12 protein-coding genes are annotated in these 12,523 nt (G+C 65.2%); 2 read left to right on the forward strand and 10 right to left on the reverse strand.

Features of this window, described 5'->3' with window-relative positions:
- Positions 1-54: 54 nt before the first annotated feature.
- From YP76_RS25530 to ptsP, 7 genes are all read right to left on the reverse strand, one after another.
- Entirely contained in the window at positions 55-402 is a 348-nt protein-coding gene (locus YP76_RS25530) for a hypothetical protein (protein WP_046766181.1), read from the reverse strand.
- Positions 403-517: 115 nt separating this feature from the next.
- Complete coding sequence (ftsH, locus tag YP76_RS25535) at positions 518-2,467, reverse strand: ATP-dependent zinc metalloprotease FtsH (RefSeq protein ID WP_046766182.1); 1,950 nt, start codon at positions 2,465-2,467, stop codon at positions 518-520.
- A 75-nt stretch (positions 2,468-2,542) separates the two neighbouring features.
- Positions 2,543-2,734 carry a hypothetical protein gene (locus YP76_RS25540; RefSeq protein WP_046766183.1) on the reverse strand — a complete coding sequence of 64 codons (192 nt, stop codon included), beginning with the start codon at positions 2,732-2,734 and terminating at the stop codon, positions 2,543-2,545.
- A 131-nt stretch (positions 2,735-2,865) separates the two neighbouring features.
- On the reverse strand, positions 2,866-3,810 hold the full coding sequence (tilS, locus tag YP76_RS25545; RefSeq protein WP_046766184.1) for a tRNA lysidine(34) synthetase TilS: 945 nt from the start codon (positions 3,808-3,810) through the stop codon (positions 2,866-2,868).
- Positions 3,811-3,817: 7 nt separating this feature from the next.
- Positions 3,818-4,744, reverse strand: a complete 927-nt coding sequence (locus YP76_RS25550) for a hypothetical protein (RefSeq protein WP_046766220.1) — start codon at positions 4,742-4,744, stop codon at positions 3,818-3,820.
- Between the two features lie 102 nt (positions 4,745-4,846).
- The gene (locus YP76_RS25555; protein ID WP_046766185.1) at positions 4,847-5,737 is read right to left on the reverse strand and encodes a helix-turn-helix domain-containing protein; all 891 of its coding nucleotides are present in this window, start codon (positions 5,735-5,737) and stop codon (positions 4,847-4,849) included.
- A gap of 82 nt (positions 5,738-5,819) precedes the next feature.
- A complete protein-coding gene (gene ptsP, locus YP76_RS25560) occupies positions 5,820-8,096 on the reverse strand; it encodes a phosphoenolpyruvate--protein phosphotransferase (RefSeq protein ID WP_046766186.1) in 2,277 nt (758 codons plus the stop codon).
- Between the two features lie 151 nt (positions 8,097-8,247).
- On the opposite strand from ptsP, the gene YP76_RS25565 reads away from it, so the two are divergent.
- Together YP76_RS25565 and YP76_RS25570 are read left to right on the forward strand one after the other, a co-directional pair.
- Positions 8,248-9,405, forward strand: a complete 1,158-nt coding sequence (locus YP76_RS25565; protein WP_046766187.1) for a pyridoxal phosphate-dependent aminotransferase — start codon at positions 8,248-8,250, stop codon at positions 9,403-9,405.
- A gap of 120 nt (positions 9,406-9,525) precedes the next feature.
- A complete protein-coding gene (locus YP76_RS25570) occupies positions 9,526-10,692 on the forward strand; it encodes a pyridoxal phosphate-dependent aminotransferase (protein ID WP_046766188.1) in 1,167 nt (388 codons plus the stop codon).
- A gap of 54 nt (positions 10,693-10,746) precedes the next feature.
- Here the strand turns inward: YP76_RS25570 and YP76_RS25575 are convergent, their stop codons facing one another.
- The 3 genes from YP76_RS25575 to YP76_RS25585 are packed head-to-tail and all read right to left on the reverse strand — an operon-like array spanning position 10,747 to position 12,511.
- The gene (locus tag YP76_RS25575; protein ID WP_046766189.1) at positions 10,747-11,214 is read right to left on the reverse strand and encodes an SRPBCC domain-containing protein; all 468 of its coding nucleotides are present in this window, start codon (positions 11,212-11,214) and stop codon (positions 10,747-10,749) included.
- Entirely contained in the window at positions 11,211-11,702 is a 492-nt protein-coding gene (locus YP76_RS25580; protein ID WP_046766190.1) for a VOC family protein, read from the reverse strand. The genes YP76_RS25575 and YP76_RS25580 overlap by 4 nt, the downstream gene beginning before the upstream one ends.
- Before the next feature lie 11 nt (positions 11,703-11,713).
- The gene (locus YP76_RS25585) at positions 11,714-12,511 is read right to left on the reverse strand and encodes a VOC family protein (RefSeq protein WP_046766191.1); all 798 of its coding nucleotides are present in this window, start codon (positions 12,509-12,511) and stop codon (positions 11,714-11,716) included.
- Between the last annotated feature and the right edge of the window lie 12 nt (positions 12,512-12,523).

Here is a 12,523-nt window from a genome sequence, read left to right on the forward strand (position 1 = left end):
GGATCTGCCCGGCAGCACAGGATGAGGCGTCCGTCACCGGCCGACCTTTCCGCTTCAACCGTCGCTCTCGCTTGCCAGTCGATCCAGCCAGAGCTGCGCCTGTTTGGGTTCGCCGACGGCATGCGCGCTGACCGGACCGCGTGCCGCGAGAAATTGCTGCTGCAACGCGAACGGCTCCATCATCAACTGTTCGCGCAGATCATCGATCGCTTCGCCGATTTCCGCCAGATGGGCGATGACGGGCGCGGTCGCCGCGCGGGCCGCACGATCGCCATTATGATCGAAAAGACCCCATTTACCCGAAGCCGTGACCCGCAACGCCTCCAGCAGCGCGGCGCGATAGTCGGCCTCCAGTTCCAGACGGCGGACATCCATGCGTTCAAGTCGGTCAGCTTTGGCCATGCTCCGCCCCTATCGCAGCAAGGCTGCCGTCGCAATCGTGCCTCTCACGCACCCGATAGACGAAGAAGGGCGCCACCTCCCGGCAGCGCCCCTTTTCCCTGTCAACCCGAATATATCAGGCCCCGGCGGGCGTCGGATCACCGAACGGCCCCTGGCGCCGCCGCGTCTTCGGGATGGAAGACCCCGCCGCCGGAATCACCGAAGGCTTGATCGTCGTACCGTCGTCGCGGGTGATCTCACCCTTGTCGAGCAGCGTCTTGATCTCCTCGCCACTCAGCGTCTCATATTCCAGCATCGCATTGGCGAGCAGGTGCAGCTGATCCTCATGACCCTTCAGCACTTCCTGCGCCCTTGCATAGCCCTGCTCGACCAAGCCACGGATTTCCTTGTCGATCAGCTTCGCCGTCTCGTCCGACATATGGACGCGCTGGCTCTGCGAATAACCGAGGAAGGTCTCACCCTGCTGCTCTTCATATTGCAGCGGGCCCAGCTTGTCCGACATGCCCCATTGGGTGACCATGTCGCGCGCCAGCTTGGTGGCGTACTGGATATCGCCCGACGCACCCGACGACACCTTGTCGTAACCGAAGATGATCTCCTCGGCAACGCGGCCGCCCATGGCGACGGCCATGTTCGCGTGCATCTTGTCGCGGTGATAGCTGTAGCTGTCCCGCTCCGGCAGGCGCATCACCATGCCCAGCGCACGGCCGCGCGGGATGATCGTCGCCTTGTGGATCGGGTCGGACGCCGGTTCATGAACCGCGACGATGGCATGACCCGCCTCATGATAGGCGGTCATCTTCTTCTCATCGTCGGTCATGACCATGGAGCGGCGCTCGCTGCCCATCATGACCTTGTCCTTGGCCGCCTCGAACTCGTCCATGGCGACCAGACGCTTGCCACGACGGGCCGCCATCAGCGCCGCTTCGTTGACTAGGTTCGCCAGATCAGCACCCGAGAAGCCCGGCGTGCCGCGCGCAATGGTGCGCGGATTGACGTCGGGCGCCAACGGCACCTTCTTCATATGGACGGCCAGAATCTTCTCGCGGCCCTCGATGTCGGGGCGCGGCACCACGACCTGGCGGTCGAAACGGCCCGGACGCAGCAGCGCGGGGTCCAGCACGTCGGGGCGGTTGGTCGCCGCGACGATGATGATGCCTTCATTCGCCTCGAAACCATCCATCTCGACCAGCAGCTGGTTCAGCGTCTGCTCGCGCTCGTCATTGCCATTGCCCAGGCCCGCGCCGCGATGGCGGCCGACCGCGTCGATTTCGTCGATGAAGACGATGCAGGGCGCATTCTTCTTCGCCTGCTCGAACATGTCGCGCACACGGGACGCACCGACGCCGACGAACATCTCGACGAAATCCGAACCCGAAATGGTGAAGAAGGGCACGCCCGCCTCGCCCGCAATCGCGCGGGCCAGCAGCGTCTTGCCCGTACCGGGCGAACCGACCAGCAGCGCGCCCTTGGGAATCTTGCCCCCCAGCCGCGCGAATTTGCTCGGGTCCTTCAGGAATTCGACGATTTCCTGCAATTCCTCGCGTGCTTCGTCGATGCCTGCAACGTCATCGAACGTCACCTTGCCATGTTTTTCGGTCAGCAGCTTGGCCTTGGACTTGCCGAAGCCCATGGCGCCGCCCGCGCCGCCGCCCTTCTGCATCTGGCGCAGCACGAAGAAGGCGATGCCCAAAATCAGCAGGAACGGCAGCGACTGGTAGATCAGGATCATCCAGAAGCTGGGCTGCTCCTCCGCCTGGCCGGAATATTTGACATTATAGTCGTCCAGCAGGCCGGTGAGGCCCGGATCGTTCACCGGAACCGTGCTGAATTTCTGCCCACTCGACAGCGTGCCGGTGATGCGGTCGGTGGCGACGGCGACGTCCTTGACCTGTCCTTCCTGCACCTTGGCGCGGAATTCGGAATAGGCGATGCCGGTCCCGGCGCTCGACGCCGTGCGGCTGTCGAACATCGACACGAACAGCAGAAGGGCGACAATCACCCCTGCCCAAATCATCGCGCTCTTGATCCAGGGATTACCCTGCGGGTCCTTCTCGTCGTTCATTCACCACTCTCTTTCACCCGGCAAGATAGGATGCCGCGGCAAAATCGCAAGCATGTGTCGCCCGCAGGCCGGCCGTTACCCGCCGACAAATTGCGACAGGGCAATATAGGCCAGGATCACCGCGATCCCCGCGGAAAGGCCGCACAGCAGATAGCCCGTGCAAAGCAACATCGGCGGATGCGGCAGTGCCAGCCGCCGGTTACGCTGCGCCGCCGAAAGGATGACACTGGCCAGCAGACCATAAGTCAGTGCCGCGAATTCCACCATGAATCGAAAATTCCCACGCTCTTGCATCTTCATTAACCAGCATAGGCGTTAAGGAAAGGTCATTGCGCCCTATCAATTCGACGGATTGTGGGAGTCGCGCGGTGGCCCGTGGAACTTTTCCGTAACGACCGTCATTGCCATCGTCGTGGGGGAGCGATCCGCATGGTCCAACACGGCCCCCCCTTCAACACCACGCGTCCCAGGCTGATCTTCGCCCCCGCACGGGCGGCGGCAATCGCCCGGTCCAGAGCCTCACCACGCGGCGTGGCGGCCTCTGGCACCAGGCGATCCATCATCAGCAGCACCAGACGGCGCAACAATTCGCGCGGCAGGTCGGTCCGGTTCAACACCCATCCCTCGCCGTCGGGCAGGACATGGCGGGCCGCCAGCCCGTCCACCGTCCAGCCGAGCGCCTCTTCGGCCTCCGCCAGCGCCGTGGCGCTGCGACCGACCGCCTCCGCATCGATCCAGTCTACCCCAGCCAGAGCCGTCCGCAGCGCAGCCCGATCGAAACGCGGATCGCTGTTTGACGGATCTTCCGCAAAAGGCAGCCTCCTCTCCGTCACATGATCCAGCAGGTCGGACTTGCGCAGAGCCAATAAGGGCCGCAGCACGACGCCCTGCCGCGCCCGCACCCCGGCCAGGCCGCCGACACCCGCGCCCCGGTTGAGCCGCATCAGCAGCGTTTCCAACTGGTCATCGGCATGATGCGCGGTCAGCAGCCAGTCCAGCCCGCGCTCGGTCCGCCAGCCCTCCAGCAAGGCATAGCGCTGCGCCCGCGCCCAGCTTTGCACATTGCCCCGCACCGCGCCGGATGGGTGCAGCGTGGCATGGGCGATCCCGGCATCCCGGCACCAGTCGGCGACCATCGCCGCCTCCGCAGCGGACGCCGCGCGCAGGCCATGATCGACCGTCGCTGCCTCCACCTGCCCGACGAAAAGGCGGGCCATGAGGTCCAGCAAGGCCATGCTGTCCGGTCCGCCCGAAACCGCGACGCCGAAACGCGCGTCGGCAGTATCCCCCACCAGCGCCCCGATCGCCTGCTTCAGGTGCGTTTCAAGGCCGCCTTCAGCCATGGGGCCTTCAGGCGCTGCACTTCGCCCTGGCACGGCCCTTGTCCATCATGCCGCGCAGGCTGGCCGACAGGCTGCCGCCATAGACCTGCTCCAGTTCCGCATAGACCTTGCAGGCATCGGCGGGTTTCTTGAGCTGGATCAGCGCTTCGCCCAGATAGGCGAGGCTGTCGGCCGCACGGTCGCCCTTGGGCCGCTTCTGGTAATTTTCATAGAAGGCAACGGAGGCCAATGCCGGCTTGCCGTCGTCCAGATAGGCACGGCCGAGCAGGTTAGCCGCCTTGCTCGCCACCGAAGAGGTGCCGAACTTGTCGACCGTCGATTTGAGCTGCGTCTGCGCCTCGGGATAGAATTTCGCGCCCCACAGGCGGAAGCCGTAGGTGTAGGCGTCGTCGGCTTCATTGCCGGTCGAGGGCCGCTCGATCGCGGCGACGGCGGTCTTGCGGTCCTCGCTCGCGCCCGTCGCGGCGACCGGCTTCGGCGTGCTTGGCCGGGTCGCGGCGGGCGCGGGATCGGCTGGACGCGTGGCGGGGGGCACGACCACCGGCGCGGCCCGGCTTTCCTGCTCGGCCTTGTAGCGGTTGAACGCCTCCTCCAACTGCTTGAGCTTGAAGCCGTTTTCCTCGACCTGCCCGGTGATCGAAGCAAGCTGCGATTCGAGCGCGTTCACCCGCGCTGTCAGGTCCGCCACCGGCGTCGAACTGGGCGAACCCGGCACGACCGCGGGCGCGGCGGGCCTGGTGATCTCGGCCTCCAGCGGCGCGCCAGCCGGAAACACCTTGCGCTGCACCGCGCGCATTTCCTTTTCGAGCCGATCCACCCGCACGTCGACGCTGACATTCTGAGCCGCTACCGGTGAGGCCGACGCGAGCAGTACAGGCGCGAGCAGTACAGGCGCGCCCAGCGCCAATGGGCCCGCAAGAAAGGCGTTACGCATGATCATCCCCGACTAAATATTCATCCTTAACCATAAGGCGAGATTTCGCGCGGTAAAGCACGACATTGACCGCCGGACGCCGAAGCGCTCCTGCTTGTCGCCTCAATCGTTAGCGGCAGGCGCGACGGGCACGGGCGCGGGCACGGCGGGTGCCGGTGCGGGCTGCGCCGGTGCAGCAGGCGGAACCGGCACCGTCACCTGGGAGGCGGGAGCAGCGCGGGCCAACAAGGCCTCCGCATTGACCGGCACGTCGGATATGGTGCGGTCCGGCGCCCCCAGCGGAGCCACCGGCTTGCCACCCACCGTCACCGTCAGTGCCTGCGGACGCCCGGTCAGGATCATCGGATTGCGCGCATTGGCGGGAAGGGTGAAGCTTTCCCCCTTCTTCATGAGGCCGTCCTTGAGCCGCTCGCCCGTTTCGTCATAGATGCGCAGCCATACGTCGTCATTGGCGGTGAAGACGACCGTCTGGACCACCGGCGCGGCGGGCTGCGCGCCCGCGGCCGGCTTGGCCGCGGCGGGGGCTGGCGCGGTCTGCTGCGCGGCGATTTCCTCGGTCGTGGGCGGCGTCATGACCTGCGTGCGCCACACCGCGAAGCCCGCCACCAGGATCACGACGATCGCCGCCGCCGTCCAGGCCAGCATGCGCGAAGGCACCCGCGCCGGATCGGCCGGTTCGAAGGCCTCGTAACGGTTCGCGCCCATATCCGAATTATGCACGGCATTACGCACGTCGGCTGCGATCGCCACCTCGTCCACGTCGATGGCGCGCGCATAGGCGCGGGCGAAGCCGACCGCATAGGGAATGCCGGGCAGAGCGGCATAATCGTCCCGCTCGATCGCCTCCAACTGCCGCTGGGCGATGCGGGTGCGGGTCGCGACATCCTGTATCGACAGGCCTTGCGCCTCCCGCGCGGCGCGCAGGCGCGCGCCGGGAGTGCCTGGCCGTTCCGGCGCCGCGACGCCGGGTTCCTGTTCAACTTCTTCTGCCATGCTGCTCCGTGTCTCATTCCGAGACGGGGATTGTCAACGCCGCTTGCGGCCCGGTCGAACGGAAAAGGCCGCCACAATCCCGTTAATTCAATTCGATACCCCGTTCATCCGCCCAATCGGTCAGTGCCGCACGCATATCCACGACCCCCTTGTCCAGCAGGTCGCGCATCAATGCGCGCAATTCCGCCACGTCGATCGCCCGGATCATCGCCTTGACCGGCCCGACCGAAGCCGGGGTGATCGACAACCGTCGCACACCCAGGCCGATCAGGGCCATCGCCTCCAGCGTCCGCCCGCCCATTTCGCCGCAGACGCCAACCGGCACCTCATAGGCCTCGCACGTGCGCACCACACGGTCGAGGAAGCGCAATATGGCGATGCTCAGCCAGTCGTAGCGCTCCGCCAGCTTGGGATGGGCGCGGTCGGCGGCGAACAGGAACTGGGTCAGGTCGTTGGTGCCGATCGACAGGAAGTCGAGCTTGGGCAGCAGCAGGTCCAGCACCTCGGCCAGCGCCGGCACCTCCAGCATCGCGCCATAGCGGATCGCCACCGGCAGCTTCTTCTTCTGCGCCACCAGCCATTCGCGCTGATGTTCGACCAGCGCCCTGGCCTGCTCATATTCCCACGGTTCCGACACCATCGGGAACATGACGTGCAGCACCTTGCCCGCCGCCGCCTCCAGCAATGCGCGGGCCTGCGCCTTCATGAGGCCATCCCGGTCCAGCGCCAGCCGCAAGGCGCGCCAACCCATGGCGGGATTGTCCTCCAGCTCCTCCTCATCGTCGCGCGACATGTAGGGCAGCGCCTTGTCGCCGCCGATGTCGACGGTGCGGAAGATCACCGGCCGGTCGCCCGCCGCATCCAGCACGTCGCGATAGAGACGCTGCTGCTTCTCCCGCTGCGGCAGTGTGGCGGAAACCAGGAACTGGAACTCGGTGCGGAACAGGCCGATGCCGTCGGCGCCGACGATATCCAGCGCCTGCGCATCCTCGCGCAGGCCGGCATTCACCATCAATTCGATCCGCTGCCCGTCGGTCGTGACGGAGGGCAGGTCGCGCATCGCCGCGAATTCGGCCCGGCGCTTCTGCGTCACATGCAGCTTGTTCTCGAACGCCTCCTCCATATCGGGCGTCGGGCGGATCAGCAGATTATTATCGGCGACGTCCATCAGGATGAGGTCGCCCTCATTCACCTGATGGCGGATGTCGCGCACGCGGCCCAGCACCGGCACCCCCATCGCCCGCGCGACGATGGTGACATGGGCGGTAAGCGATCCTTCCTCCAGGATGACGCCCTTCAACCGTCGCCGGTCATATTCGAGCAGCTCTGCCGGTCCCAGATTGCGCGCGATCAGGATCGCATCCTGGCGCAAGCCGAGTTGCGCCGCCGTCCCCAACTGCCCCGACACGATGCGCAGCAGCCGGTTCGCCATATCCTCCAGGTCGTGCATCCGGTCCTGGAGCAGCGGATCGTCGATCTGGCGCATCCGCATGCGGGTGCGCTGCTGCACGCGCTCGATCGCCGCCTCTGCGGTGAGACCGCTGTCGATCGCCTCGTTGATCCGCCTGATCCAGCCCTCGTCATAGGCGAACATCTTGTAGGTTTCCAAAACCTCCTGATGCTCGCCCTCGGTGCCGAACTCGGCCGTGCCGGTCATCCGGTCGATCTGTTCGCGCATCTTGGTGAAGGCGGAAATGACGCGCTGGCGCTCGGCCTCCGTATCCTCGGCGACGGTATGTTCGATATGGACACGCGGCTGGTGGAACACCGCATGGCCGCGCGCCATGCCCATGACGAGTTGCAGTCCATGCAGGATCGCCGTGCCGGTATCCTGCACCCGCGCGTCGAGCGGCCCGTCATCGGCCAGTTCGGCATTGGCGATCAGTTCCGACAGCACCATCGCCACGGTCTGAAGCGCCTCGATCTCCACTTCCTCATAGCGGCGGGGTTCGACATGCTGGACGCAGAGCACGCCGATCGCCCGTTCCCGCCGCACGATCGGCACGCCGGCAAAGCTGTGGAACAGTTCCTCACCCGTTTCGGGCCGATAGCTGTAGTCGGGGTGAGAGGCCGCTTCATCAAGGTTCAGCGTCTCGACATTGGTGGCGATCATGCCGACCAGCCCTTCGCCCATCGCCATGCGGGTGACGTGGACGGCTTCCTGTTTCAAACCCCGGGTCGCGAACAGCTCCAGCAACCCCTCGCGCACCAGATAGATGGAGCAGACCTCGCTCGACAGGGACTCGCCGATGATCTCGACCACCTTGTTGAGCTTCGCTTGTGCGCTGGTGCGCGCGGCCATGACTTCCTGCAAACGGATGAGGATCTGTCGGGCGGCGGCGGCGGGCGTACTGGGCATGATATGAGCGCTAACAGATCGCACGCCCGCTTTCCAAGGCGAATATGCGCGGTTGCGGCGGATTTTCCCTGCATGGACATGGCGGAAATGGAGCCTAGTTTCGTCTACAGCCGTAAAATCTCTTAAGTCAGCGAGTCAGGGAGACGAGCATATGGCAGAAATCGACACCCAAGCCTTCGAACAGGATTTGATCGACCGCGGCTATTCCCGCCGCCAGATGGGCAAGGTCGCCGCCCTGCTGGGCGCGGGCGCCGTCGCGATGCGCGCCGTCGGCGCCACCGCGCAACAGGCCGCCAAGCCTGTCGAAGGCGCGGTGCGCATCGGCGCCAACGAATGCTGGACCGGTCCCTTCCCGATCGCCGCCGAAGCCGCCTTCAAGCTGGTGCAGGAAGGCAATCGCTACGAACCCAATGACGAGCATGCCAAGCTGTTCGCCGCCGTCGCCGCCGCGGAGGGCATCCCGGCAGACCGCATCACCGCCTGGCCGGGCTCCAGCGACCCGCTGAGCCGCGTCGCCGTTGCCTATGCCTCGCCCACGCGCGGCATCGTGACCGGCAACCCGGCCTATGAAGCGATCTGGCGCACCGGCGACTGGCTGGGCGCCAAGGTGACGAAGGTGCCGCTCACCAAGGATTACGCCCATGACGTGAAGGCGATGCTGGCGGCCGATCCCAATGCGGGGGTCTATTATATCTGCTCGCCCAACAACCCGACCGGCACGATGACGCCGCTGGCCGATATCCAGTGGCTGGCCGACAACAAGCCCAAGGACGCGATCCTGGTCGTCGACGAAGCCTATATCCACTGGTTCGACGGCCCCAATGCCGCGAAGATGGCGGCGACCCGTGACGACGTGCTGATCCTGCGCACCTTCTCCAAGCTGTTCGGCATGGCGGGCATGCGCCTGGGCCTCACCTTCTCCAGCCCCGCTATCATGGAAAAGATGATGCGCTATGACGGCGGACAGGTGACGGCGATGCTGCCGATGACCGCGGTCGCCTGCGGCACGGTGTCGGTGGCACAGGCCGACCTCATCAAGCAGCGCCGCGCCGAAATGGTCGCCGCCCGCGAAATGGCGATCACCCATCTCAAGAAGAAGGGTATCAAGGTCATTCCCGGCAGCCAGGCCAATATGTTCATGGTCGATTGGGGCAAGCCCGCCAAGGACATGCAGGCCGCGATCCTCGCGGAAAAGGTGCAGATCGGCCGCAACTGGCCGATCTGGCCCAATGTCTCGCGCATATCGGTCGGTTCGGCGGAGGAGATGAAGGCTTTCTGCGATGCCGTCGACAAGGTCTGGAAGGCCTGAGCCCGAACCCACGCATAAAATTCAAAATTTCCGGGGCGGCGCATTGTGGAAATGTGCCGCCCCTTTCGTTTCCCCCTTCGGAATAGGCGCAGTTTTGGAACAACAAGGGGAACAGACGACATGACCATGATGTTGGAAAAGGACGCCCGCGAAGACCTGCTCGAACGGGGTTATTCACGCCGCACGATCGGCAAGCTGTCCGCGCTGATGGCCGCCGGCGCCGCCGCCAATTCATTGCTGATCCAGCCCGCTTTCGCGCAGCAGCAGGCCGCGCGCGGGATCAAGGGCGCAGTGCGCATCGGTTCCAACGAATGCTGGACCGGCCCCTTCGAACCCGGCGTTCAGGCCGCCGCGAGGGCCGCCGCGCTCGGCAACTGGTATGACCCCGACAATTACAAGGGCGATCTGGTCGCGACCATCGCCAAGGTGGAGGGCATCCCTGAATCGCACGTCATGCTGTGGCCCGGTTCCGGCGGCCCGCTGGTCAGCACGGTCGCGGCCTTCTGCTCGCCGACCAAGGGTCTGGTCACCGCCGATCCGACCTTCGAATCCGCCTGGCGTACCGCCGACTATATGAACGCGCCCATTGCCAAGGCGCCCCAGGCCATCGGCAAGGGCCATGACGTCAAGGCCATGCTGGCCGCCAATCCCAATGCGGGCCTCTATTATATCTGCACGCCCAACAATCCGACCGGCACCGTTACGCCGCTGGCCGACATCGAATGGCTGCTCGCCAACAAGCCCAAGGATTCGGTGCTGCTGGTCGACGAGGCCTATATTCACTTCTCCGAAGCGCCGAGCGCGGCGAAGCTGGTAGCGGGCCGCAAGGACCTGATCGTCATGCGGACCTTCTCGAAGCTGTTCGGCATGGCGGGCGTTCGCCTGGGCCTGACCTTCGCGGACCCGGAAGTGCAGAAGCGGATCGGCCTGTTCGGCCCGACCGCCGGCGGCCTGTCGATCACCGCCATGGCCTGCGGCAATGCCGTCTATCCCGAAGCCGGCCTGATCAAGGCCCGCCGCGCGGAGATGATCGCCAACCGCGAGGAAACGATCGCCTGGCTCAACAAGAAGGGCCTGATGGTCCAGCCCGGCAGCCAGGCGAACATGTTCATGGTGGATTGGAAAAAGCCCGCCAAGGAAGTCCAGACGGCGCTTCTCGCTACCCCGGAAAAGGTGCAGATCGGCCGCAACTGGCCGATCTGGCCGACGGTATCGCGCGTCACCGTCGGCTCGGCGGACGACATGGCGAAATTCCGTTCCGCCGTGGAAAAGGTCACCAAGGCCTGAACCCTCCCAGAGGGCCCGGTGAAGGGCGCCCGGTGCGATCCGGGCGCCCTTTCTTCATGCGCTCGCGGCCGAAGTCTCGCAAAGCGCCTTGAACTGCTCGGCCATCTGGTCCCAGCCAGGATGGAATCCCATTTCCTTGTGCTTCTCCAGCGCCCGCGCATCCCAATGGCGTGCCGTCGCGGTGAAGCGCGTCCCCTCGCCCTCCTCGGCAAAGTGCCAGATCGCGGTCATGAAGGGCATCTGCGGAATCCAGCCCGAAGCATAGGCATCGGTCGTCACCACCTTTTCCTGGGGCACCACCTCCAGGATAATGCCCTCCATCGGCCCTGTATCCTCGCCATCGGGGCCAAGCATCCGGACGGCGCTGCGCCCGCCGGGCCGCAAATCCTCCTCGATCACCTCGGCCCGCCACGGCCTGGGGCAGAACCATTCGTCCTTGAGGTCGGTCCAGACCTTCCACACGATCTCCCGCGGCGCGGCGATATGGCATGTCACCGAGAGTTCGAATTCAGCCGCGCTCATACGCTTTCCCCTTCGAAAGCGGCCTTCATCCGGGCTGCATCCAGCTTCTGCATGGTCATCATCACCGCCATCATCCGCTGGATGCCCGGCCCGTTGCCGCTCTTGTAGAGGTCCATGATCTCCCGCGGCACGATCTGCCAGGACAGGCCATATCTGTCCTTGATCCAGCCGCATGGCCCCGGCGATCCGCCGTCGGCGGTGAGCGCGTCATAGACCCGATCCACCTCCGCCTGATCCTTGCACGAAACCGACAGCGACACCGCTTCGGTAAAACCGAATTCCGGACCGCCGTTCAGCGCCTGATAGCTTTCCCCGGCCAGCGTGAATTCGACCATCAGCACTTCGCCCCCCTTGAACGGGCCGGGCGTCGGCTGATCATCCGGATAATGGCTGACGAAATCCACCGATCCGCCCAGGACCGAGACATAGAAGCGCGCCGCTTCCTCCGCCTGCCCATTGAACCACAGGCAGGGTGAAATCTTCGACATGGCTTCTCTCCTTATGTCAGTTCCGGCGCCCGCATGCCGACCAGGGCGAACATCGCCCCCTGCGGATCGGTAGCCTGGATGATCCAGGCCCCGCCCGGCACCTCCATCGGCCCGTTCAGCACCGTTCCGCCGCCGGACCGCACCTTGTCCGTCGCCACGTCAATGTCGGGCACGACGAAATAGAAGAGCCAGAGGGGCTGATGCATTTCCTTGGGCAACGCCATGATGCCGCCGCTCATCTGCTGGAAATCCGTGGCCCCGCTTTGCGAAACGAGTTGGTAGCTGCCCATCTCGCCCATATCCATGGCCTCGCCCTTTCCCCATCCGAACTGGGATGTGTAGAAGCCGAGGTCGGCGTCGAAATTGCCGCTGTACAGTTCATGCCAGCCGACATGACCGTCCGCCATCGGCGGCGGGGCATCCATCCCATCCGGACTGGAGCCCTTGAGCAGCATGAACACCGCGCCGCCCGGGTCGCTCATCACCGCGAAGCGGCCGACACCCGCTATATCCTCCGGCGCCCGTTTCACAGTGGCGCCGGCCTCCGCCAGCCTTTTCACATCGGCATCCACATCGGCCGATCCGACATAGCCGCCCCACCAGGGCTTCATGCCGCATGATGCTGCCTCCGCGGGGATCGCCATCACCCCGCCCATGGGTCCGGCGCTGCCGGAAACCACCTGATAGTCATGGCCGCCGCCAAAGGCCTGCGCCGTCCAGCCCACCACATCGCCATAAAAGGCCAAGGCCGCCGCCGGATCGCTGGTCATCAGTTCGTACCAGAAGAATTTGCCGTTCAGATCGGTCATCTCACCTCTCCC

Origin of the sequence: Sphingobium chungbukense, assembly GCF_001005725.1 — a bacterium.
In the GTDB taxonomy this organism is placed as follows: domain Bacteria; phylum Pseudomonadota; class Alphaproteobacteria; order Sphingomonadales; family Sphingomonadaceae; genus Sphingobium; species Sphingobium chungbukense.

Coding starts and splice junctions, on each gene's coding strand:
- YP76_RS25530 (WP_046766181.1), bottom strand. CDS start 402: ATGGCCAAAGCTGACCGACTTGAACGCATGGATGTCCGCCGTCTGGAA.
- ftsH (WP_046766182.1), bottom strand. CDS start 2,467: ATGAACGACGAGAAGGACCCGCAGGGTAATCCCTGGATCAAGAGCGCG.
- YP76_RS25540 (WP_046766183.1), bottom strand. CDS start 2,734: ATGGTGGAATTCGCGGCACTGACTTATGGTCTGCTGGCCAGTGTCATC.
- tilS (WP_046766184.1), bottom strand. CDS start 3,810: ATGGCTGAAGGCGGCCTTGAAACGCACCTGAAGCAGGCGATCGGGGCG.
- YP76_RS25550 (WP_046766220.1), bottom strand. CDS start 4,744: ATGCGTAACGCCTTTCTTGCGGGCCCATTGGCGCTGGGCGCGCCTGTA.
- YP76_RS25555 (WP_046766185.1), bottom strand. CDS start 5,737: ATGGCAGAAGAAGTTGAACAGGAACCCGGCGTCGCGGCGCCGGAACGG.
- ptsP (WP_046766186.1), bottom strand. CDS start 8,096: ATGCCCAGTACGCCCGCCGCCGCCGCCCGACAGATCCTCATCCGTTTG.
- YP76_RS25565 (WP_046766187.1), top strand. CDS start 8,248: ATGGCAGAAATCGACACCCAAGCCTTCGAACAGGATTTGATCGACCGC.
- YP76_RS25570 (WP_046766188.1), top strand. CDS start 9,526: ATGACCATGATGTTGGAAAAGGACGCCCGCGAAGACCTGCTCGAACGG.
- YP76_RS25575 (WP_046766189.1), bottom strand. CDS start 11,214: ATGAGCGCGGCTGAATTCGAACTCTCGGTGACATGCCATATCGCCGCG.
- YP76_RS25580 (WP_046766190.1), bottom strand. CDS start 11,702: ATGTCGAAGATTTCACCCTGCCTGTGGTTCAATGGGCAGGCGGAGGAA.
- YP76_RS25585 (WP_046766191.1), bottom strand. CDS start 12,511: ATGACCGATCTGAACGGCAAATTCTTCTGGTACGAACTGATGACCAGC.